This is a genomic window from Paenibacillus sp. MER 99-2, from assembly GCF_023714095.1.
In the GTDB taxonomy this organism is placed as follows: domain Bacteria; phylum Bacillota; class Bacilli; order Paenibacillales; family Paenibacillaceae; genus Paenibacillus.
The window spans coordinates 1,529,690-1,551,913 of sequence record NZ_JAMAUZ010000001.1; the positions used below are offsets into that span (position 1 = coordinate 1,529,690).

The 22,224-nt window shown below is 41.0% G+C and carries 21 protein-coding genes; 17 read left to right on the forward strand and 4 right to left on the reverse strand.

Annotated elements, in window-relative coordinates:
• Positions 1 to 151 precede the first annotated feature (151 nt).
• The 4 genes from M3636_RS06905 to M3636_RS06920 all read left to right on the forward strand — a co-directional run bounded on the left by M3636_RS06905 (position 152) and on the right by M3636_RS06920 (position 5,255).
• Positions 152 to 1,009, forward strand: a complete 858-nt coding sequence (locus M3636_RS06905) for an aldo/keto reductase (protein ID WP_251381732.1) — start codon at positions 152 to 154, stop codon at positions 1,007 to 1,009.
• A 401-nt stretch (positions 1,010 to 1,410) separates the two neighbouring features.
• Positions 1,411 to 2,301, forward strand: a complete 891-nt coding sequence (gene murB, locus M3636_RS06910; RefSeq protein WP_251381734.1) for a UDP-N-acetylmuramate dehydrogenase — start codon at positions 1,411 to 1,413, stop codon at positions 2,299 to 2,301.
• Positions 2,302 to 2,485: 184 nt separating this feature from the next.
• Positions 2,486 to 3,688, forward strand: a complete 1,203-nt coding sequence (locus M3636_RS06915; protein WP_251381735.1) for a DUF418 domain-containing protein — start codon at positions 2,486 to 2,488, stop codon at positions 3,686 to 3,688.
• Positions 3,689 to 4,085: 397 nt separating this feature from the next.
• Complete coding sequence (locus tag M3636_RS06920; RefSeq protein ID WP_251381737.1) at positions 4,086 to 5,255, forward strand: FAD-dependent oxidoreductase; 1,170 nt, start codon at positions 4,086 to 4,088, stop codon at positions 5,253 to 5,255.
• Positions 5,256 to 5,349: 94 nt separating this feature from the next.
• On the opposite strand, the gene M3636_RS06925 is transcribed toward M3636_RS06920, so the two are convergent.
• Positions 5,350 to 6,501: an MBL fold metallo-hydrolase gene (locus M3636_RS06925; protein WP_251381739.1), complete on the reverse strand. Its 1,152-nt coding sequence runs from the start codon at positions 6,499 to 6,501 to the stop codon at positions 5,350 to 5,352.
• A 308-nt stretch (positions 6,502 to 6,809) separates the two neighbouring features.
• On the opposite strand from M3636_RS06925, the gene M3636_RS06930 reads away from it, so the two are divergent.
• Positions 6,810 to 7,232 carry a VOC family protein gene (locus tag M3636_RS06930; protein WP_251381741.1) on the forward strand — a complete coding sequence of 141 codons (423 nt, stop codon included), beginning with the start codon at positions 6,810 to 6,812 and terminating at the stop codon, positions 7,230 to 7,232.
• 223 nt (positions 7,233 to 7,455) lie between these two features.
• Here the strand turns inward: M3636_RS06930 and M3636_RS06935 are convergent, their stop codons facing one another.
• Positions 7,456 to 7,908: a hypothetical protein gene (locus M3636_RS06935; protein ID WP_251381743.1), complete on the reverse strand. Its 453-nt coding sequence runs from the start codon at positions 7,906 to 7,908 to the stop codon at positions 7,456 to 7,458.
• Positions 7,909 to 7,944: 36 nt separating this feature from the next.
• Complete coding sequence (locus tag M3636_RS06940; RefSeq protein ID WP_145407606.1) at positions 7,945 to 8,391, reverse strand: hypothetical protein; 447 nt, start codon at positions 8,389 to 8,391, stop codon at positions 7,945 to 7,947.
• Between the two features lie 327 nt (positions 8,392 to 8,718).
• On the opposite strand from M3636_RS06940, the gene M3636_RS06945 reads away from it, so the two are divergent.
• The 4 genes from M3636_RS06945 (at position 8,719) to M3636_RS06960 (ending at position 11,951) form a co-directional block, all read left to right on the forward strand.
• Positions 8,719 to 9,357 (forward strand): hypothetical protein, encoded by a 639-nt coding sequence (locus M3636_RS06945; protein ID WP_251381745.1) that lies wholly within the window; start codon positions 8,719 to 8,721, stop codon positions 9,355 to 9,357.
• 41 nt (positions 9,358 to 9,398) lie between these two features.
• The gene (locus M3636_RS06950; protein WP_251381747.1) at positions 9,399 to 10,331 is read left to right on the forward strand and encodes a poly(ethylene terephthalate) hydrolase family protein; all 933 of its coding nucleotides are present in this window, start codon (positions 9,399 to 9,401) and stop codon (positions 10,329 to 10,331) included.
• Between the two features lie 76 nt (positions 10,332 to 10,407).
• Positions 10,408 to 11,292, forward strand: a complete 885-nt coding sequence (locus M3636_RS06955) for an AraC family transcriptional regulator (protein WP_145407610.1) — start codon at positions 10,408 to 10,410, stop codon at positions 11,290 to 11,292.
• Between the two features lie 137 nt (positions 11,293 to 11,429).
• On the forward strand, positions 11,430 to 11,951 hold the full coding sequence (locus M3636_RS06960; RefSeq protein WP_145407611.1) for a hypothetical protein: 522 nt from the start codon (positions 11,430 to 11,432) through the stop codon (positions 11,949 to 11,951).
• A gap of 105 nt (positions 11,952 to 12,056) precedes the next feature.
• Here M3636_RS06960 and M3636_RS06965 read toward each other — a convergent pair whose 3' ends face one another.
• Positions 12,057 to 12,575, reverse strand: a complete 519-nt coding sequence (locus M3636_RS06965; RefSeq protein WP_251381749.1) for a hypothetical protein — start codon at positions 12,573 to 12,575, stop codon at positions 12,057 to 12,059.
• A gap of 280 nt (positions 12,576 to 12,855) precedes the next feature.
• Between M3636_RS06965 and M3636_RS29715 the strand changes: the two genes are divergently transcribed.
• The 8 genes from M3636_RS29715 (at position 12,856) to helD (ending at position 22,101) form a co-directional block, all read left to right on the forward strand.
• A complete protein-coding gene (locus tag M3636_RS29715; protein ID WP_353056286.1) occupies positions 12,856 to 14,277 on the forward strand; it encodes a Gfo/Idh/MocA family oxidoreductase in 1,422 nt (473 codons plus the stop codon).
• Between the two features lie 68 nt (positions 14,278 to 14,345).
• Complete coding sequence (locus tag M3636_RS06975) at positions 14,346 to 14,882, forward strand: hypothetical protein (RefSeq protein ID WP_251381751.1); 537 nt, start codon at positions 14,346 to 14,348, stop codon at positions 14,880 to 14,882.
• Positions 14,883 to 15,342: 460 nt separating this feature from the next.
• The gene (locus M3636_RS06980) at positions 15,343 to 16,608 is read left to right on the forward strand and encodes a right-handed parallel beta-helix repeat-containing protein (protein WP_222124442.1); all 1,266 of its coding nucleotides are present in this window, start codon (positions 15,343 to 15,345) and stop codon (positions 16,606 to 16,608) included.
• Positions 16,609 to 16,889: 281 nt separating this feature from the next.
• Complete coding sequence (locus M3636_RS06985) at positions 16,890 to 17,189, forward strand: immunity 53 family protein (protein ID WP_251381753.1); 300 nt, start codon at positions 16,890 to 16,892, stop codon at positions 17,187 to 17,189.
• 41 nt (positions 17,190 to 17,230) lie between these two features.
• Positions 17,231 to 17,623: a GNAT family N-acetyltransferase gene (locus M3636_RS06990; protein WP_251381755.1), complete on the forward strand. Its 393-nt coding sequence runs from the start codon at positions 17,231 to 17,233 to the stop codon at positions 17,621 to 17,623.
• A 92-nt stretch (positions 17,624 to 17,715) separates the two neighbouring features.
• Entirely contained in the window at positions 17,716 to 18,396 is a 681-nt protein-coding gene (locus M3636_RS06995; protein ID WP_251381756.1) for a response regulator transcription factor, read from the forward strand.
• The gene (locus M3636_RS07000) at positions 18,393 to 19,409 is read left to right on the forward strand and encodes a sensor histidine kinase (RefSeq protein ID WP_251381759.1); all 1,017 of its coding nucleotides are present in this window, start codon (positions 18,393 to 18,395) and stop codon (positions 19,407 to 19,409) included. Before M3636_RS06995 ends, M3636_RS07000 begins: the two co-directional genes overlap by 4 nt.
• 274 nt (positions 19,410 to 19,683) lie before the next feature.
• A complete protein-coding gene (gene helD / locus M3636_RS07005; RefSeq protein WP_251382498.1) occupies positions 19,684 to 22,101 on the forward strand; it encodes an RNA polymerase recycling motor HelD in 2,418 nt (805 codons plus the stop codon).
• The last annotated feature ends 123 nt before the right edge of the window (positions 22,102 to 22,224 follow it).

Genomic DNA, 22,224 nt, shown 5'->3' on the forward strand with positions numbered 1-22,224 from the left:
ATAAATCGACAGATCCCAATACTTTAACTATTGAACGTGAGAATCTAACTTATATAATAATAGACGTGAGTCGATTAAACAAACTGATTTGAATTAATTCATTATAGCTGATGCAAGCGAGTAAGGATCATCTAGAAAAGGAGAATATGATATGTACACAGAAACGTTCCAACTATCCAACGGTTTAACCATTCCTCAATTAGGACTTGGTACCTGGCTACTTAATGATGAACAAGCTCAGCAGGCTGTGCATGACGCGATATCGATCGGGTATCGTCATATTGATACAGCTCAGGCATATAACAATGAGACGGGTGTAGGGGAAGGTATTCGAGCCGCTGGTGTCGCAAGAGAAGAGCTGTTCATTACAACGAAGATTATAGCTGAAGCCAAAACGTATGATGAGGCTACGCAATCAATTGATGAATCTTTAGCCAAAATGGGACTGGATTACATTGATCTCATGATCATTCATAGCCCTCAGCCGTGGAAGGAATTCCGCGAGCAGAAGCGTTATTTTGATGAGAATAGAGACGTATGGAGAGCATTAGAGGACGCATATGAAGCAGGCAAAGTAAAAGCGATTGGCCTCTCTAACTTTCTTCAGGATGATATCGAGAATATTCTTGCCAGCAGTAAGATCAAGCCCATGGTCAACCAGATCTTGGCGCATGTAAGCAATACGCCTCTGGGGCTCATTGAATTCTGTCAGCAACATGACATTCTGGTTGAAGCTTATTCTCCGATTGCCCACGGAGCCGTTCTTCATCATCCAGAGGTCAAAGTGATGTCTGAGAAGTACGGCGTATCTGTTGCGCAGCTCTGTCTACGTTACTGTATCCAGCTTGGTTTAGTTGTAATCCCGAAGACAGCCAACCCGGATCATATGAGAATGAACGCCGAGCTTGATTTTGTAATCAGTGATGAGCATATGGAAAATCTTAAAAATGTAGCACACATTAAGGATTATGGAGAGCATAGTTACTTCCCTGTATTCAGCGGGAAATAGGACTCGTTGTGTTGAATTTCATACGTGAAAAGTGTAATTATTTACAAGCCGCTGCAATGCGGCTTTTTTGCTTTTGTTGGGTACCGTCATCTGAAATAATCAATCATCAGATTTTCATTTTATGTATTATAAACATTTTTGTATAATGAATATGCCACTACAGAATGTATACGATGTTTATAGTTATAGCGTAATTACACTTATCGTGTTATTTTGGTAGCTGGAGCAGAAGCGACTGTGGGTTTGATCATAAACTTCTTCAGATGAATTGCGATGATCGCGGTATATTTATCAATAAAATTTCATACTGAAATATGAGGGAATACAGTTGCTGTTATACATGTACACAGAATGCTTAAAGTCTCATCTAAAAAACCAGTTAGTAGTAGGGAGAACGTTATATGGACATTTTTGAAAATGTAATACCTAGAGAAAAGCTTAGATCAAATGAACCCTTGAAAGACCACACTTATGTAAAAGTAGGTGGTTATGCGGATACACTGATCCATCCAACATCGACAGAAGAGATCGTAAACGTTGTACAAATTGCCAAATCACATCAGATCCCACTCACGATTATTGGAAAAGGGTCGAATGTAATCATAAAAGATAAGGGCATACGAGGCGTAACCATGTCTTTGAGTCATTTTGATCAAATTAAAGTACAAGATGACACCATTATTGCTCAAAGCGGTGCCAATATTATCGATGTCTCACGAGCCGCGTTGGAACACGGTTTCACGGGTCTAGAGTTTGCATGTGGAATCCCTGGTAGTACAGGAGGGGCCATTTACATGAATGCAGGTGCTTATGGTGGCCAGGTGGATGATGTGGTCGAAAGTGCTGATGTCATTACTCGAGATGGACAGCGGATGACGATGTCTCGTGAAGAGATGAAGCTGAGTTATCGTAACAGTATCTTTAAGGATAATGAATACATTATTCTTGAGGTTACCTTTAAACTGCAAAAGGGCGATAAAGAAGCTATTGCTGCGAAGATGAAGGAATTAACGATGTTGAGAGAAGCCAAACAGCCTCTTGAATATCCTTCGTGTGGTAGCGTATTTAAACGTCCAGAGGGTCATTTTGTTGGAAAGCTCATTCAAGACTGCAACCTACAAGGAACTCGCATAGGCGGGGCGGAAATCTCATTGAAGCATGCGGGTTTTATTATTAATGCGGATCACGCTACTGCTCAGGATTATTTAGATTTAATCAACCTGATCAAAGAGACGGTGTACGCTAAATTTAATGTGCAGTTGGAGACGGAAGTTATCTTTTTAGGGGAGTAAACTTCATTATTGAAAAAAGTGAAAAATGAAAGTATGTTCAACGTATAAATAGGATGTGTCCTAGCATCACGCTAAGGAGCATCCTTTTTTGTGCTTTTCCAGCATGAAAAGTTAAGATGACTCATTAGAAAAGATGTGCTAGAGTTACTTTTTTACTAATATGGAAAAAGATAGGGGGAGCGAATTGAATACATCTCCAACGCGCATCAGGCTCATTGATGGATTGCGTGGTTTTAGTTTGGCTGGCATATTAATGGCCAATATGTTGGCGTTCCAATACGGGGTATATGGTCAGAATGAACTTCAATTGTTCGGTGTTGAAGGCTTAGATCGAGCCGTCTACTCATTGTTAAAGATTGCTGTGGTGGGCAGCTTCATGCCGATTTTTGCATTTATGTTTGGCTTCGGTATGATTAAACTGACAGAAAGCCTGCAATACCGAGAATTACGACCAAAGTGTCATCTGTCTCGTCGTTTTTTGCTCTTGTTCGTTATCGGATTGTTACATATGAATTATGTCTGGGAAGGAGACATCCTTGCGTTTTACGGTGTACTTGGCTTCTTCTTATTAATGTTTCTGAATCGAAAGCCGAAGACATTACTGATCTGGGCAATTATGCTATTGGTTGTAGCTGGTTTATCGGGTCTGCCAGCTTCCAATCCCATGAATCCTTTAGCCAACCCAACCTCTCAGATGGAAAGCTATGTCTTACAGAGTAAGGAAGTCTTCGGAAGTGGCAGTTATGCAGAGATTAAGGATTTCAATAATCATGGTGATCCGTTTGGCGATGAATTGAATCCGGCTATGATTCTGCTGCTGCTGGTGTTTACTCCACTTATGACCATCCCGATGTTTCTTCTAGGTATGCACGCCGCAAAAATAGGCACCTTTGACGATCCACAAGCTATGCGACAAGTTTATATACGTCGTGCTAAGCTGCTCATACCTGTCGGATTGGTGCTCAAAGCCTACAGCGTAATCGTGCAACTCATTCGTGGGGAAGAGGAATGGTTCGCGATCGGGATCGGAGAAGCAATTGGGGGCTCTTTGTTAGCCCTTGGTTATATTTACGCTTTTGCACTATTATATACGAGAGATAGCCGCGTGAATCTGCTGAATAGGTTCGAAGCCGTGGGTCGTTTATCTTTAACGAACTACCTAATGCAGAGCATCATCTGCACGATGATTTTTTATGGTTATGGTCTAGGCCTCTTTGGCCGTGCTGGCGTATTTGTAGGTGTGCTAATTGCCCTTGCAGTCTATGGTTTACAATTGTGGATTAGTCCACTTTATCTCAAGAGGTTTCGTAGCGGTCCTGTGGAACACATTCTACGGATATGGACATACCTGTCATGGAAAGGGCAGCCGAGGAAGAAGAAAAGCTAAGCTAGAATTTATATTATAAATAAACTTAAATGTCGTAAACTTTAGTAGCCTTAAAACCGCTGATCATCATGATCGCGGTTTTTTTGTTGTGTGGGCGTAAGGATAGAAGGTTAGACATTGCTACAGCCATGCGAACAAGATAAGAGAAGTGAAGCACGCTCTGATAATAAAATTAGAAATTTGATTTGAGTGTATTTATGATATATTATACTATCAAAAGATATAATAAACTATATTTTAATAGAGGTGGTGATTAGTATGTATGTAATCTATAGAAAAGAAATGAAGTCGTGATGACATTTCTCCAGATGGAGCAAATACAAATCTATCCTTTAATGCATATTTTCATAGTAGTCAGCCCTACTAACAAATTAGTGAAAATAAGAGGAGGAAGGTTATGAATCATAAAGTCATCATTATCGGAGCAGGAATAAGTGGTCTTGCATTAGCAATTTTCTTAAAGAAGACAGGCATTGAATGCGCGGTCTATGAGAATTTTCCTTACAAAAGAGTAGCTGGATCTAGCTTCCGTATTAACAAGAGCGGTGTGCACGTAATGAAGGAGCTAGGCATAGAAGACCAAGTTCAAGAGAACAGTCACTCTGCAGATCGCATGAGGATCTTAACGACTGACGACATAGAGATTGCCTCAATTAATCTGATGCAGGATTCTGTTTTTAGCAGACGATCTATATACATGCAACGGTCTGACTTGGTTGAAATACTGATGAGACAAGCTGAATTGGTTGGCGTTGAGATACACTATAATAAAAAGCTTACCTACTTCACCCAGGATGCTTCGAACATCACCGCATACTTTGAAAATGGTCATCAGGAGACGGGGACGTTATTGGTCGGTGCAGATGGGTTACATTCAACGGTAAGAAACCAGCTATTTCCTAGTCATGTGTTGAGTTATGCAAAATCCTGGGCATTGTATGGAATCGCCTCATTCAAGGATATGAATAGTGATCCGATCCGTCAGCTGATGGAGGGCGATGAACTGTTTTATTTTACACAAAATGCGAATTTTCTTGCTTCCAAAAGTCATCCCACGCATGAACTGAATCTCTCATGGCAAGCATCTGGACACCAGGAGAGAAAACGTTCAAAAGAGGAATTCGATTTCAGAAATCTGGATGAAATTAAATCAGATCTAATCCAGCAATATGGTGAACATGGAGCGTTATCAGAGATCATTCAAAATTCGGTTCAGATTATCCCGAAGCAAATATATTGCGTGGAGCCGATTCCGAGTTGGTCTAAAGGACGAGCGGTTGTCATCGGAGATGCTGCACATACCATCAACCCGAATACGGGCTATGGATGCTCGGTTGCGTTAGAAGATGCCATGTACTTAGTTTTAATGTTACAGAAACATCATTATGCGGACGCACTATATTACCTGGAGGCTGATCGTAAAGAGCGTATACGTGCTATTCAGAGCAGCTTAGATATTTTTGACGTAAGTAAGGGGTTTGATTTTAGTAGTGGTTTTGATATTGGACTATTTAGCGGATCTAAGATTGATGCCGATTATACGATTCATTGGGAAACAGAGCATTAATAAACGAATCCAAAAACACCCCATTGGTTTAAAATTGCTTTAAACAATGGGGTGTAATCTATAAGGCTATACCGTTAATTCTGTTGCCATTTGTTTAACCGTCAATCTCCGAATTGTCATTCCACCAGGAAGGCAACGCAGGCTTAGGTTCTGAGATCGAGAGGGTTTCGCCTATTTGCGGAACGACAATATCGACGTCTTTTTCTTTTGCTGCTTTAATAGCTCGTTGCACTGGATCTCTCCAGTCATGACTGGCTAAAGTAAATGCGCCCCAATGACTAAGCATCATTTTGGTGCTGTTAACGTCCAGGCTAGCTTGAATGGACTGTTCAGGAACCATGTGAATATCAGACCATCTCTTGTCATACTGTCCACCCTCAATGACAGCTAGGTTGAAAGGGCCATATTTCCGGCCAATCTCCTCGAAATGTGCTCCATATCCACCGTCACCACTAATAAACAAGCGATTCTCCGTACCTGAAATTACCCAGCCTCCCCATAACGTACTGTTCATATTGAACAAGCTTCGACCAGAAAAATGTCTGGCTGGCGCTAACGCAAGATGGATTCCTTCAAAATCTAGTTCGTCCCACCAGTTTAATTCTGTGATTTGACTTGCTGGGACTCCCCAGCGTATTAGATGACCACTAACGCCAAGCGGTACAATGAAGCGGGATACCTTGTCTTTTAGTTCTACAACTGTTGCGTAATCTAAATGGTCGTAGTGATCATGTGTGATTAACACCGCATCGATGGCGGGCAATTCAGAAACAATGTTGCTGTAAATGTCAGATGAATACGGATATCGCTTCGAACCTACAAATGACACAGGAGACGCTACCGATTCCAACATAGGATCGACCAGCATTTTGCGGTTATCGACACTTAACAGGTATGTCGAATGCCCCAACCAAGTGATACTGTCTTCGTTATTGTTAATTGTATTCCAATCGATCTCTACAACTGGCTGTGGGCTGGAAGGTTTCTTCTCTTTCCGTCCCGCACCATCTGTTGTAGCTTCAAACAAGGTTTTCCAGGAATCCAAGTCAGATTTGCCGGTTACTTCATTCACAAATTTGCCGTTCGTGTAATTTTCAAGCTGCTCATAGCTTTTCTTTTGTTCTTTGGATGGATTCCCGCCAAAGCTCGGGTAAAGTAGCATAAATAATAGCGCTGCAACGATGACGAAGAGTATAAAGCTTGATATGTAGATAATCATTTTTTTAAATCTTCCTTTTCTTTTCATATTCGCCTCCTGACGTAACGATCATACTTCTAACCTTGTTATTCCGCAAAATTAGACAGGAATCGGAAGTGATCTTAGCATAGACATTTGTGAAAGTAAAGATAGAAACCTTTTGATGCTGGTTAATCTCAGCAGAGAATCAATCCAAAAAGCAAACAAGTTTGCTTCATTAATAGGTAGTAAGCGATATTCAATTAATGATATATTGTTAAGAAAATGAATTTAGCAGTTACGATGAGATATTGAAAGAATGAAGCGAATTATACAGTTTTTATATGCTATGTGCCTAAAATGGAGGAGATTACGCAATGATTCAGTCTATCATACATATCGCATTGGTGGTTAATGACTACGATGAAGCGATAGAATTTTATACTCAAAAGTTGAATTTCACATTAATTGAAGATACGTATCAACCAGAGCAAGATAAACGATGGGTCGTGATTTCTCCTCCTGGTTCTGTTGGGACTACGATATTACTAGCTAGAGCTTCAACAACTGTGCAAGAGCAGTTTGTTGGCAACCAAACGGGTGGGCGCGTATTTTTATTTTTAAATACCGACGACTTTTGGAGAGATTATAATGAAATGGTATCTAGAGGAATAGAGTTTGTTAGAGAACCGAAAGAACAACCTTACGGGATCGTTGCAGTATTCAAAGATTTATACGGTAATCTATGGGATCTACTAGAAATGAACGAAGATCACCCCATCTCCCAGAGAGTTAAGTAATTATTATGTAGTTAAGCAATTATTATGTAGTTAAGCAACATATCAATGTTATGTGACTCGTTAGCTTAAACGGTTACCAAGGGAACAAGATAACAACAAAAACAGCCGATCAACCTATGACTGAACCCCATTCGTTAAATACTACTAACAATGAAGGTATAGCCAGGTGTCTGGCTGTTTTTGTGTTTAACTCAAACGGAAATTCCAAGTCGATGCGAATCTTCTAATCATCAGAGTAGAGTGTTGCATTAAAGCTTTCAGGTCCTAGTCGAATACCGTTCACATTATACACAGGATTATAGCTGAACGTAGCATATACGGAGTAAATGATCTGACTACTACCCGCAGTCGGTACATCATACTCAGAGCCTGTAAAACTGAATACACATGGGCTGAAAAATTGATTCGCTACCACGATGGTGCCTGCACGATAAACGAGCTGCTGAGCAGCACCCAATCCTCGGTATACTTCAATCACCAGATTACCATTCACAGGCAGCACATTGGCCGTTAATTCAACGATTCCGCCGAAAAGTGTCCGCACGAATGGGCCTGGGTTATTAACCTGAAGTGCGACCTGTGCAAATAAGATTGGAACTCCATTCGTGAAGCTGGGAGTTAAACTGTATAGCCCATTAGAGCCCTGGGAGGTTCGTGCATCTAACGTTCTAACCATAGTTCACCCTCCTTTCTCATTCATCATTCGCAGGACCTAATCATCACTGTATGTGACTGCATTGAAACATTCTGGCCCTACACGGGTGGCTATCTCTGATGGCGAAGCCGGAACATATGTTACATAACAGGAATAGATCAATTGTCCTGATGGGGGAGCAGGCACATTGTAATCCGAACCTTCAAAGCTGGCTATAATGCTTCCTACCGTAGGAAATATCGGATTTTGAACGACATAGATCGGTGATCCTGTATTCGTGGAGCCTCTATAGATTTCAAATCGAACGGCAGAAGGGATCGAGGATAAGTTAGCCACGGAAATTCGGTAGGTTCCATTAAACTGTGTGCGAATTAATAGTCCTGGATTGATAATATTGAGTCCGAGGATACCAACGAGAGTAGGCGTATTGGCAGGCAGATTAATGTTGAGTGGAGTAGTACCGTTTGATCCCAGAGAAGTACGAGCATCGAGCGTACGAACCATGATAATTCCTCCAATCTATACTATTTTATTGATATAATCCAAATGAGGATACAGGTCGTGATGACACGAGAGTTTGTCCCAATCTCAACAGTCCATAGCCCGGACTAGCGGAGCAGTTGAGACTCGTTAATCAACTTGAATCGGCACAGAACTAGAGTTGGCCAAACTTTTATTCTGTATTTACGAGAATCCTGGATTGATAGAGTTGCTCCACCTCCAAATCTAAGAGATAACATAATATATGTGATACGATATACAAAGTATGGATGTTGTTACTGTAAAACGAAAAAAAGGCATTAATACTAAGTGTTGAAGGGGATGTGTAGTATGACAGTTGTAGGGATATTAGGCGTTGTGCACGATGATGAATTGCGAATTCGGCATCATTTAACACTGGATATTATAAAAGAGTTGATTTTAGATTTTGATCCAGACGTCATATGTGGCGAGGTGTTACCTACTAGTTTTGAGAAATATACGATCAATCCAGCAGAAAAGGGGTACTGGGGTGAGCCTCCGAGCGAATATTATGATCTTATATTTCCATTATGCGAGGAGCAAAACTATACATTTGTTCCCATCGATTGGGTAGAATTAGATGTCTGGAATGATTTTGATCCGCTGCGGAATTATACTGATTCACAAAAAGAAGAGTTAGAACATGAATTCGAGAACTGGTGGCAGAAACAGCTTGCAGCTTCAAGTCAAGGGACAATCCCATTTAATAATCAAGCGTTTGATGATGTCACGAAGCTTAAGTATCAGTGGATCGCTCAATTAGATACAAGATCACATGCGGTGAGGTGGGAATGCAGGCATGAACTCATGCTGCAACGGATCAAAAATGCAATCAAAGACAATGCCAACGCACGTATTCTATGTATTGTCGGCGCTGACCATAACCATGCACTTTACGAGGGATTACAATCCGTACATAACATTCAGATCAGATATCCGCTTAAATAGAACCTTTATATTCTCTAAAATTTGAGGAGGTACATGTATTCATGATCCAATCGTACCTAGTTCAGAGAAAGCGAAAATGGATGGCCTGGTTGTTAGCTATTGTTCTAATTATTGCTGTTCCAGTAACCATTTTCTTGCAGATCATTATCCACTCCAATGTACCGGAGCTTGCAGAAGGCAGCATTGAGCAGCATTATGCGCAGCAGGGGGGTCATCTTGTAAAGATAGAAGAAGTGAAAAATGCACTGGGAGAGCCTGCATATCGAATCTACTATCCCGAATTCCAAGGAGATGAAGCCTATCCTGTAATCTCTTGGGGGAATGGAACAGGTGCTAATCCAGATCGTTATGATGGGCTCTTGAAGCATCTTGCTAGCTGGGGATTTGTAGTTATCGACTCCTATAGCATGACGACAGGAACAGGCCAAGAGATCGTGGAAGCGATTGATTATTTAACAGAGGAGAACGAACGATCGGGCAGTATCTTTTACGAGAAAATACAAAAAGAACAAATAGGTGTGGCTGGACATTCGCAAGGTTCTACGGGAGTTATTAATGCGCATACCAACTATACAAGTGGTTCACTGATCAAGACGATTGTATCTATCGCTCTTCCAGACTTGAAGCATTGTGATCCAGAAGATGTATACGACACATCGCGGATTACGGTTCCTTTCTTCATCATGGGCGGTACACGAGATTTTCTAATCTCACCTGTATCCACGAATCAATTGGCTCTACAACATACGGACAGCAGCACAGCTGTAATGATGGGAATGGCCAAAGGCGCAGCGCATACAGCGATTGAAAGGAATGGTGGCAATCACAGAGGTTATCTGACGGCTTGGATGAGCTATCGTCTGCTCAATGATCAGGAAGCGATGAAGGCATTTCAAGGAGAGGCTGCCGAGATGATGCATAATACCAATTGGAAACATGTTGAACAAGCGAATATGGCGGATACGTTTAAGTGATGAAACTTTTTTGTACACAGATGGTTGCGATACGAAACGTGGGTACACCTATACTTTGAATAAGAGGAGGGATCAGATGGATTGGCTTATGAGGATGAATCGGGCATTGGACTACATTGAAGTTAATTTGAGCGGCGAGATTGAACTGAAGGAAGTCGCTAAGCAGGCTTGTTGTTCTTCGCATCAGTTTCAGCGGATGTTCTCATTCATTACCAATGTATCACTAGCAGAATATATCAGAAGAAGACGGCTTACACTTGCTGCAATTGATTTGCAAAATAGCAAAATAAAAGTTGTAGATATTGCCCTGAAATATGGATACGAATCACCGGTTTCATTCGCGAGGGCGTTCCAATCGCTGCATGGTGTTAATCCGGCAATGGCTCGTGAAGAAGGAACGGCCCTCAAGGCCTATCCGCGGTTATCCTTCCTCATTTCAATTAAAGGGGAGACGGCTATGAACTATCGTATCGAAACCAAAGAGGCTTTTCTAATATTCGGAATGGAGAAGGTATTTCAAGTAAACGGGGTAGACACCCCAGCTAACCTATGGAAGCAAAGTCATGAACATGGGGAGGTTAAGCGACTCGCAGCAAATGCCGGTGATCAGCCTCATTTCTTGAATGAGCAATACCACAAAGTACATGCTGTCTGTAGCTACAAAAAAACTGGAGAAGACACCTTTCCATACATGTTATGTGCCTTCAAAAATGAAACAAGTAAAACGGATGGATACACCAGCGTGATGATTCCAGCTCATACCTGGGCGATTTTCTCATCCGATCTATTTACATGGGATCAATTTAATGAAACGATTGAAACCTTATACAAACGATTCTACTCGGAGTGGCTTCCTACTACAGGCTATGAACAAGTGGAAGGATTGGAGTTCGAAATTACGGGTGAAAGAGATGGTTTGAACTTTGTAGAGCTGTGGTTTGCTGTTAGAAAGGTATCTTAGTACGCATTAGGATTGAACGCCGCTGAATTGAGCGGCTTTTTCTAATGGCATGAACCTGATCGTCAGATGAAAAAGGAACATGTGTTATTATATACAATGATCGTACGAGTTGAACAAGAGGAGACTAGTGAACAGCATTGGAAACAATATATGTGGAAGTCCGACATTGGAATTTTTGGTATGGGGTATACGGATTCTGTAACCATAGCCGCAACGATGAAATTACACTCTATTTGGATAAAGATAAGAATCATTTTCTAGGACATTTTGATTTGTTGACAGAGCCATGTCTGGTGCACCTTTTAACCAATGAACTTGATCGAGTAGAAGACCGAGAGTTCTGCGAAGAAATTGAAGCGTTTCTTGAAAATCAGCATGATGTCGTTTATAGCTACATATACCCGCGAGATGAGGAGGATCTGGCAGATCAAGTAAATCATTTTGCACCTTTTAATGAAAAAGGCCACAAACCCATATACATAAATGTCATGTCCAAACGTTCTGCCTACTGGGATGTAACAAGTATTAAAGATATAACTCGAAGACTCACTTCTGATTTTTTGCAAGAAGAAATAATAAAGGTGGAGTTCATCAATGTTCCTACATATGAAGAGAGCCAAGCAACGTATGAACAGGACTATAAACGATTCGTAAAGTGAATAAAAATAAGAAAAAAGCCGCAAGTCGCGGCTTAAATCATGGATAACCTCATCCTACAAAGCAGTCATTCGATATAACCTATAAACGATGGGAACGGATGATGATCAAAAGTTAAGATGGGTTAGTGGTTTGATATGCTGAGCTGCTGCATTGAATTGATCCGAAAATGGCGTAGAATCCTCGTATTCTTTAGGTAATTCGTCTAGAAAAAGCTTGATCTGATGGGCTACTTTTAATTGTGTCTCAGCATCTTGTTGATTACTTTCTAACTGGTCTCTCACAATATAGCCATATTCATCTCTGAATATTGTAAAATCATTTCGTAACGTATCTAGATTTGGAAAGCCATTTGTTTGTTCTTTTATGCGAGTAAAGTGGTCGTTTACAAAATTAATATCAAGAAGCACATCAAATTCTATCACAGCATTACCGTTTGCCTCTGACTCTTTAATCTTATCCAGTGTCTGATCCAACTTCTGTACTCTCGAAACCAGACCTTGATAATACCGTGAATTGATCTCAAGGTTTTTATTGTTGTTATAATTATTAATGAGTACTACAATTGTGGCAATTGACAGTATAGCGGCAACCCAAATGATGAGTTTAGTATATCTTTTCTTCATAAAATTGACCCCCAGTTGTTATGTATGCACAAGTAGCGATATTACCATGACCATTGGTATTTTTTCTATATGAACAATTTACCAACTTAACTCGGCGAATATAGTAATGATTTATCTAAGTAGTTCGTTTAGAGAAAACTATTTCGAATGATACTCTAGTGGAATCAAGTTCTTCTATGCTTGCTTTTGCAGGTGCAATTCTTATATTCTTTATTAAACTGAACGTACACCAAAGAATGAAATATACATTATTGGGGGATTACAGATGATAAGATGAGGAATTCTCGGTGCAGGGTATATCGCAACTCGTTTTGCCACTGCACTACAACACGAACCTAGCAGTAAATTATATGCTATTAGTGGTCGCAGTGAATCGAAGTTAAAAGATTTTGCAGATAAGTACGCAACAGATCGACAGTATGTATCACATGATGAGATGTTGTTAGACCCTAATGTGGATGCGATCTATCTCGCATTACCTCATCACTTGCACCATGAATGGGCAATTAAGGCGTTGCATGCAGGAAAGGCTGTGTTGTGTGAAAAGCCTGCATCGTTGAATCTGAAAGAAATGCAAGATATCGTAGAAGTGGCTAGAAGCAAAAACGTTCTCTTTATGGAAGCTATGAAACAACGCTTCGTGCCACTATACATAGATCTGCGGCGTAGAGTAGAAGCGGGTGAAATAGGAGCGATCACTTCTATACAAGCGAGCTTATGCAACCAAATGCCTGATGGAATGAACACGTATCATGTTCAACCAGGGCCTGGAGGTTCATTGTTAGATGTAGGTACGTATTGTGCGAGTTGGATTGAGGACTTCTCGAACGGCAACATTAAACTTGAAACTGTGGCAGCATCTCAGAAAGCTTCCATTGATTATTATATTGATGCCAAGCTGCATGTGGGTCATGTGAAAGCACAATTAGAGTGTGCATTTGATCGTCAAAAGGAACGGAAAGTAGTGTTACAGGGAGAACGTGGCAGTATTATTGTCGAGGATCTCCATCGGCCTGTGAGAATGTTTGTTCTTCGGGATGGATATGAACTGGAAAAGGTTGAAATCCCATATGAGTTTGATGATTTCTACAGTGAGATTCATCATTTCGTAGAATGTCTTAAGAATGGACAGACGGAGAGCGACATCATGTCACTGACTGCTTCCCTGCGTTGTGCTGAGATTCTTGATACGATCCGTGCTGGTCTAACGTACACTCCAGAATGCTTAGACGTTTTGAAAGAACAAGAAGAAATTCTTCAATATAATCACTTCGGAGCTGCGGAAGCATTAAAGCTAGGGAATATTATTGCAGAACTTGCGAAGGAATATGATCGTGAAATTGCTGTATCCATCATCAGAGAGAGTGATGAGCTTGTATTGTTCCAATATATGATGGATAGCAAAGCTCAGAAGAATATTAGTTATATGGAAGGCAAACGCAGAGCGGCTAAGTTAGTTGGGCACTCAAGTTTGTGGATGCATGTTGACCATGTCTTGAACAATAAGTGGAATACAGAGATGGAGAATATTCCCCATTATATTCCTTCTGGTGGAGCGTTCCCAATCCGGGTACACAATGAGTGGGTCGCAACGCTTGCGCTAAGTGGACTGCACGAAGGTAGAGACCATGAGATTGTCGTTCGGGCTTTGAGTCAAGCGCTTGAGAAGGAAGTCTCTGTTTTTCCAAGTGCAGCAATTTGAATTTGCAGCGGTAGAGAAGCATTAGACCTTGACTAGATACAAATAGGTTCATAACAAGGAGTTTGCAAATGAACGAAATCACAATAACGCCGCTTGTTGGGATCGGTCCTTTTCGACTAGGAATGAGTAGGGAAGAGGTAGAGCAGAAATTTCAGGAATTGGATCATTGGAGAGCAGATGATGGCATTCCCATGAATCCAAGCTATATCGAGATGTTATTTATCCGTGAACATTTCGAATATGATGCCGATGGTCGAGTGAAATTTATTCAACTGATCAATCCACAGTATTCGGGAGAGTTTCACGTTCCTTGCTTGTTTCAGGGTGTGGATGTATTCAAGGCGAAAGCTGAGGCGTTGATTTATTCCCTTAGGGAAGATTATCCCACGGTCGGAGATCATGATCCAAAGACAGGATTTTCCTTTGCAATTCGAGCATTGGAACTGAGCTTCTGGCGAGAAGGAATTATGAATGATGACATCTTGAGAGATCCGGAGTTTCTGGAGATGAGTGAAGATAATCAGGAGCTTGAGAAGAGGTATTTCCATTTTACGACTGTCTCGATTGGAGCACCAGGGTATTTCGAGTTTTTAGATAACGATTAGTAGAAATGTGAGATTAGAGAGTGAACATCCAAAACTGAATTTACCTGATCATGATTAGAAAACGTAGACGTACAAAACAAGTGTTAAGGGCGTTCCAATATGGAACGGTCTTTTTGGTTAACTTGCAGAACATGTGTGATCTATTTATAAGTTATATACATGATTGAGTGAATGAAGTCCCTAAGACTCAGTCGATGATATGAAAATAGTCCTGCTATAGTATGTACCTTTTACGTAACAATGCTATCTATGCTCCATATATAACAATATAATCATGTTAAATACAAACTAAATAGGGAAAATACACCTATTAATAAGCTTCCTGTTAATCACGATATAATATTGGAGTTGCCAAACGGGATGAGGGAGGTATGGGAGTCACCCTTTTTATTGAACGTGGATAGGAAGGGCGAGAAGACAACTCTAAATACATAATTGAATATTGTGAGGAGAATGTAAAGTGAAAAAAGGTATTCGTTTATTATTAATTAGTTGTATATTTGCAGCGCTATGTATGACTCTATCTGTTTATGCTGATGGAGCGGTGAGTACGTATTATGTCTCTCCTACGGGTAGTGATGCCAATCCGGGAACTGAACGTGAACCTTTTAAGAGTATTATGAGGGCACAATCTGTCGTCTCATCTGGGGATACAGTGTACATCCGAGGTGGGGTATATGATGAGTTTGACATTGCGAGAACAGGGAGCAATTATAATTACGTCCATGACATCTCGAAAAGCGGGATAACCTATGAGGCATACCCTGGGGAGAGACCTATATTTGATTTTAGACATGTACCCACGGATTTGCGCGTAGCAGCTTTTTATGTTGGTAATAGCACTACGGGCATCACATTCAAAGGCTTTGATGTTATCGGCGTCAAGGTCGGAGAACAAGCACAATCGGAAGCCTTCCAGATTAGAGGACAAGCTGATTTTATAAACATGGCTGCCTATGATAATGAAGCGATTGGCTTTTATTATACAGGGTATGGGACAGGTACGGTACTGAATTCAGACGCATATAACAACATCGGGCCAACTCCGCTATCGGCTGGAAACATAGATGGGTTTGGTGCTCACGGAGGAAATGTTTCTTTCATTAATTCCCGTGCTTGGAACAATAGTGATGATGGGTTTGACAGCATTAGTTCAAAAGGAAGTGTTACCTATGATCACTGCTGGTCATTTGACCACCGGGGCAACCAGAACAAGATCGGAGACAAGAACGGTTTCAAAGTTGGTGGCTACGCTAGAAAAACCAGCGGTTTGCCAGATCCGTTGCCAGTTCATACTGTGAAATTTTCTCTCGCTGTTAATAATGGGGCAAATGGTTTTTACGCGAACCATCAGCCTGGTCAATCGGCTATTTGGACGAACAATACAGCATACAATAACAGTAGAGCCAATTTTGATATGTTGGAACGTGTTAGTCCGACAGATACAGCGGATATTCCGGGATATAGAGAGGTACTGCATCATAACATCGCGTTTATGGGGCAGGCGATTGTTAACGACAATCATGCCGCGGAGAATGTAACCCATAATTCTTGGTCGATTAACGGGGGGATTGAGCTCACAGCAGATGATTTTGTCAGTCTGGATACGTCTCAGCTATCTGCACCTAGGAAACCGGACGGTAGTTTACCAGATGTTACATTTATGAAGATTGCATCTTCTAGTCCGCTGTATGCTTATCAACTTGGGTATCTTGCTGATAAGTAAAATGAAACCTGTCAAAAAACCGTTGGTCTTATCTCAGGAGATCAACGGTTTTTCTTATTCTTTCTTATTAACACATTTATCCATGCGAAATGAGATAATTCCCGAGATCGGTACTTTATAAAAAGTATATTTATCCATATGAATTGTAATGAATATACTCTCTGTCTACATGTTGGCATGATCATATAACATCGGTGAAAATATATGAGCTTAATGGTAAATCATGATCCGAAAAGTTAGAATGGTGAGATAGTACGAATTCCGAAAAAGAGGTAATGATAATGGATACACTTACATGGATTCAAAAGTGGTACGCTCAACACTGCAACGGGGACTGGGAACACTCATATGGTGTGAAAATCGAAACAGTGGATAATCCGGGCTGGTCTGTTGAAATAGATTTAACGGATACTTATTTAGAAGATGTACCTTTTGATGAAATTGAAGAAGAGAGAAATGAAGAAGATTGGTTTTATTGTATTGTGAGAGATGGAATATTTCACGGTGCAGGAGGAGCAATGAATTTAAGAGAAATACTAGATGGTTTTAAGAATTGGGCAGCTCATTCAGACGAAGGTTAACAACTTAACTCTTGAGATTCAACGTTTAAGGAGGGGAAGTATTGCGTAAAGAAATCGTTGTTAATTTACCCATCAAGCCTAACGAAGTCCCAGCGCTAAGAGAATTAGTAGGTTGGGAGGGGCGTCATTCTGATTACCCCATTTTATTAGAGCGTTGCAATTTTTGGGCAGGTCTACGAGGAGAACAGGATGAGTTAATCGCTTTTGGTTATATTTCAGGCATGGGACTGCAACATGGTTATATGGAAGATATCATTGTTCACCCGCAATATCAACGAATGGGTATCGGCCAAGCGTTAGTGACAGGGTTACTCCAGGAAGCGGAACGAATTGGAATTGAGATCGTAACGTTAACGTACGATGCTAAACATCATTCATTTTATTCAGATTGCGGATTCGTACCTTGTTCAGGAGGGCTTTGGAGAAAAGAATGAAGCTGCTAATGGGTGGAAACAAATTCTAATAAATGTCGGGAATATGTTAATCTGTATTAAGTAGACACCAAGTAGAGAGAGAGGAATGTTACTTGAAGAATAGAAGCATATTATATATTGAAGATAATGAGAAAATAGGCAGTTGGGTAAAGGAAGAGTTGGAACAGCGAGATTTTGCGGTTCAGTGGCTTCTTTCTGGTGAAGGAGCTGAAGAAGCAGTGAGTCAGCATGAAGTTGTTCTTTTAGATATCATGTTACCTGGTTTAGATGGATTTACTGTGGGAAAACGATTAAAAAAGGCAGCACCTACGGTTCCTATTATGCTATTATCCGCTCGAACATCGATCGATGATAAGGTAGATGGTTTGCAATTTGCGGATGACTATTTGACTAAGCCATTCCATACGGATGAATTAGTTGCAAGATTAGAAGTGTTAATCCGTCGAGGCGGGAGAACGCATTCCGAACGGATTCAATTAGGTCATCATATTGAAGTCGATTCAGCAGGCCAAATGGTATTTAATAAAGACACGGGGGAAGAAATTATACTGACAGGAAGGCAACATCAAATTTTAATGTATTTCTTACGCCATCCCAATCAGGTGTTACCAAAAGAACAAATCTATGAAGCAGTATGGCAAGAAGCATACATAACAGGTGATAAAACACTAATGGTACATATCCGTCGACTACGTCAAAAGTTGGAACGTAATCCAGATTCCCCAGAGATTATTGAAACGCTGAAGGGGATAGGCTACCGGGTGAAACAATGAAACAGAATAGATCATTATTTCGCCATTACCTAAGAGGACATTTTCTCTTTATTTTTTTGCCTCCCATGCTGCTGTTATTCTTCTCTATGTTCTTTAACTTATCTATCGATGGTGAGGAGTTTAATACTCTAAATCCAATGTTCGCAATGCTCTTTATTTTTGGTTTCATTATTGTCGCATTTGTTGCCATTTCGTGGCTGTTCTTCTTGCGACTTCGCAAACGTCTCACCCGCTTACAGGAACTTATGTCATATGCAGCGAATCATAATTCATTCCCTAAACCGATATCTGTTCAACTAGATCGTATGGATGAAATAGACCAGCTAGGAAGTTCTTTTAATTGGATGATTGAGCAGCTTGAAGAAAGTCGTAAGCGAGAATATGAAGAGCAGTTATTACGTCAAAGACTCATTGCCAATTTATCTCACGATTTACGTACACCCCTGACGATTTTGAGAGGACATGTCACTAGATTAAATAAAGAATCCATAACTAAAGAAGGGCAACAGTCGTTAACAGAGATGAATCAGACGATTACAAGAGTTGGCGTACTTATGGATGATTTGCTTTCCTACACGTTGCTAACTTCAGAGAAATATCCTTTTGAGCCCGCTTCAACAGATATTGTACGTTTAGTCAGAGCGTCTGTTGCTGCATGGTATCCTGCATTTGAAGAAAATGAGATTCAGCTTAATGTTGATTTACCGACGGAGCAAACTTTTTATTGGGATGCAGATCCGAAGTGGATGTCACGGGTTCTGGATAATTTGTTTCAGAATATTCTGCGCCATGCTGCAGAGGGAAAATATGCGCACATTGTGGTTAATGTAGATCAAGAACAAATCTTTGTAGCTGACAGAGGCCCGGGTATGGCTAACTCTTCACATGAGGGGGGAGCGGGTATTGGTGTATCCACTGCAAATTATATGTTGAACAAAATGAATCTAAAAGCGGAATTTGTATCTAATGAGGGTTATGGCACAAGAGTCATCATTGGTAGAGCTGAGCAATAAGGCGAACTATTTGCGTATGGAACATAAAAGAAGAGGCTCCTGTGATCATTCAAGGAGCCTCTTCTTTGTTATGGTATTTTATTAAAGTGAGATTTTCACAAGAAAAAAATAAATTGAACGTAAAAAAACGCTGTGATATAATCAAAAGCGCGTTTGATAAATTTATAAACGAATCATATTATTTATTATCTATAATCTTAGTATACCTCTGGCATTTGGATTTGTCAATGCTCTTTTTTGGACTAAAAAATGGGAAAAGGGTGGTTAAGGAATGATGGAAACGAATAATAATTGGCAACAAGAACAGGAACGACTGGTGTTAGTCAGAAACAAATTGCAGGATAGGATCTCTGAGTTGGAGCCGGAAGTTGCCGGATTACATGATCAGGCGACGGATATCCGCAAGCGGTTCTGGGAAGAAGTTACGATGAACACAGGTACCAATGAAGATTTTGAAGAGTCATTCTACACCATTAACCAACAGTCCGCAGTATTGGCTGAACGAGAGCGTGGTCATCAGCGATTGATGCAGCAGTGGAAAAACTTAAAGCGTCTGCTTCCATCTCCGTATTTTGGACGAATTGACTTTCGGGAGAAGGGACTTAGCTTCAGCGAGAACATCTACATCGGTGTATCTTCCTTTGTCGATCAGGACGGCTTGAGCTTTCTGATCTATGACTGGCGTACGCCCATAGCTAGCCTCTATTATGACGCTTCCCCCGGCGTAGCTTCATACATTACACCATCTGGAACAATAGACGGTACGATGGAACTTAAAAGGCAGTTTCAGATTCAACATGGAACAATAAATAACATGTTTGATGCCAATGAAACCATTGGAGACGACTTGCTACAGCATGTGCTCGGCTCTGGTGCAGACTCGCAAATGAAGAGCATTGTAGCAACAATACAGAAAGAACAAAACGCCATTATTCGAAATGATACAAGTCGAATGTTAATTGTGCAGGGGGCTGCCGGCAGTGGTAAAACTTCAGCAGCTTTGCAGCGAGTAGCGTACTTACTATACAAGCACCGCCAGACAATAAAGGCGGATCAGATCGTGCTTTTTTCACCTAATCCGATGTTTGCCAGTTATATTTCCACGGTTCTTCCTGAGCTTGGTGAGGAGAATATGCAGCAGACAACCTTTCAAGAATATCTCGACTATTGGCTGGATTCCACACTACGATCAGAGGATGCCTTTGATCAGATTGAATATGTTCTAACGGAGCAAAGTACACCAGGCTACAAGGCACGTCTACAGGGAATTGAATATAAAACATCCGAATCTTTTCTTCAAGCTCTTCAGAACTATGGATTATGGTTGGGACGTGAAGGCATGCAGTTCCATGGGATTCGGATACAGGAACGTGATCTGATTACAGCAGAACAGATGAAGGAGCAATTTTACGGATATGATCATACCTTGCCTCTGATCAATCGGGTTGCTCTCTTGCAGGAGTGGTTACTAAATGAACTGGCTTCGCTGGAACGCGCGGAACGGGAAGCTTACTGGGTGCAGGAAGAATTGAATTATCTGGATACGGAGCAATACGTTGAAGCATTCGGGATGCTGCATAAGGAAAAAGAGATATTCGACGTTGCAGAGCGTTATGCAGCCATTCTTAGAGATGGCAAAAGCAAGCGACGTGGGGATGAAGGAGACTTTGATTTCACGCAGCGAGAGGAAGAACTGCTCCGTCAGAAGATTGTCAAAGCATACTTTAAACCGCTGAGGAAAAGTGTGAAAAACTTCTCTTTTGTCAATCTCCAAGCGATATACGGTCAACTGTTTGTCGACGAAACAGCATACAAAGATAGAACGAATGGAGCCTCTGTTCCTACATTATGGTCAGAAATCTGTACGGGAACGAAGGAAATGTTGGATCTAAGCAAGTTGTTTTATGAGGATGTAACACCGTATTTATATGTCAAAGAGTTGATTGAAGGTGTTCGGACGAACACGGACATTCGATATGTTTTTGTCGATGAGGGTCAGGATTATTCGGCGTTTCAATATGAATATTTGAAAAAACTGTTTCCTCGTGCTCGCATGACGGTGCTCGGTGATTTTGGGCAAGCCATCTTCATGCAATCTACGAGCCTGGTTGGGGATCATTCGCCGCTGATTCGCCTTTTTGGAGAAACGGACACAAGTCTGTTTTGCCTTTTGCGTAGCTATCGCTCAACTAGAGAAATTGTTGAATTCACCAAAGCGATGCTACCAGGTGGTGAGGAGATTATACCATTTGACCGCAAAGGCTCGAAACCTCGTTTGACCAGGTTAGTTAGTAGAGAGGAACGTGACACTAAGATGCTGGTAGACATTGCTACACTTCGAGATCAAGGGTATGAATCTATCGCGATCATCACCAAAACGGCAGCCGAGAGCCGTGAAGTCTATGTCCGGTTACATTCTCAAGGAAACGAAACGATGCAGCTTATCACAAAAGAGACCAACCATTTTGAAAAAGGATTGATGGTGATTCCCGTTTATCTTGCCAAAGGAGTCGAATTTGACGCAGTTCTAGTCTATGATGCTTCATCAAAAACGTATGGTGAGGAAAATGAACGCAAGTTACTCTACACCGCTTGTACACGGGCAATGCACGAACTTCATCTGTATACGTTCGACAATTGGTCACCTTTTGTTCAGGTGCTACCTCCGGATTTGTATGAGATATCATCCTAAACAGCTCAATGAACAGATAATAGAAAGCCTTGAGAGCCTTGGTTGTTTCCAACCAAGGTTTTTTAGTTCAAGAGAAGGTAGGCTCGTTGTCTCAGCAATGGTAGAATAGCTACAGATTGGCAC

Coding starts and splice junctions, on each gene's coding strand:
- M3636_RS06905 (WP_251381732.1), top strand. CDS start 152: ATGTACACAGAAACGTTCCAACTATCCAACGGTTTAACCATTCCTCAA.
- murB (WP_251381734.1), top strand. CDS start 1,411: ATGGACATTTTTGAAAATGTAATACCTAGAGAAAAGCTTAGATCAAAT.
- M3636_RS06920 (WP_251381737.1), top strand. CDS start 4,086: ATGAATCATAAAGTCATCATTATCGGAGCAGGAATAAGTGGTCTTGCA.
- M3636_RS06925 (WP_251381739.1), bottom strand. CDS start 6,501: ATGAAAAGAAAAGGAAGATTTAAAAAAATGATTATCTACATATCAAGC.
- M3636_RS06930 (WP_251381741.1), top strand. CDS start 6,810: ATGATTCAGTCTATCATACATATCGCATTGGTGGTTAATGACTACGAT.
- M3636_RS06935 (WP_251381743.1), bottom strand. CDS start 7,908: ATGGTTAGAACGTTAGATGCACGAACCTCCCAGGGCTCTAATGGGCTA.
- M3636_RS06940 (WP_145407606.1), bottom strand. CDS start 8,391: ATGGTTCGTACGCTCGATGCTCGTACTTCTCTGGGATCAAACGGTACT.
- M3636_RS06945 (WP_251381745.1), top strand. CDS start 8,719: ATGACAGTTGTAGGGATATTAGGCGTTGTGCACGATGATGAATTGCGA.
- M3636_RS06950 (WP_251381747.1), top strand. CDS start 9,399: ATGATCCAATCGTACCTAGTTCAGAGAAAGCGAAAATGGATGGCCTGG.
- M3636_RS06955 (WP_145407610.1), top strand. CDS start 10,408: ATGGATTGGCTTATGAGGATGAATCGGGCATTGGACTACATTGAAGTT.
- M3636_RS06965 (WP_251381749.1), bottom strand. CDS start 12,575: ATGAAGAAAAGATATACTAAACTCATCATTTGGGTTGCCGCTATACTG.
- M3636_RS06975 (WP_251381751.1), top strand. CDS start 14,346: ATGAACGAAATCACAATAACGCCGCTTGTTGGGATCGGTCCTTTTCGA.
- M3636_RS06985 (WP_251381753.1), top strand. CDS start 16,890: ATGGATACACTTACATGGATTCAAAAGTGGTACGCTCAACACTGCAAC.
- M3636_RS07000 (WP_251381759.1), top strand. CDS start 18,393: ATGAAACAGAATAGATCATTATTTCGCCATTACCTAAGAGGACATTTT.
- helD (WP_251382498.1), top strand. CDS start 19,684: ATGGAAACGAATAATAATTGGCAACAAGAACAGGAACGACTGGTGTTA.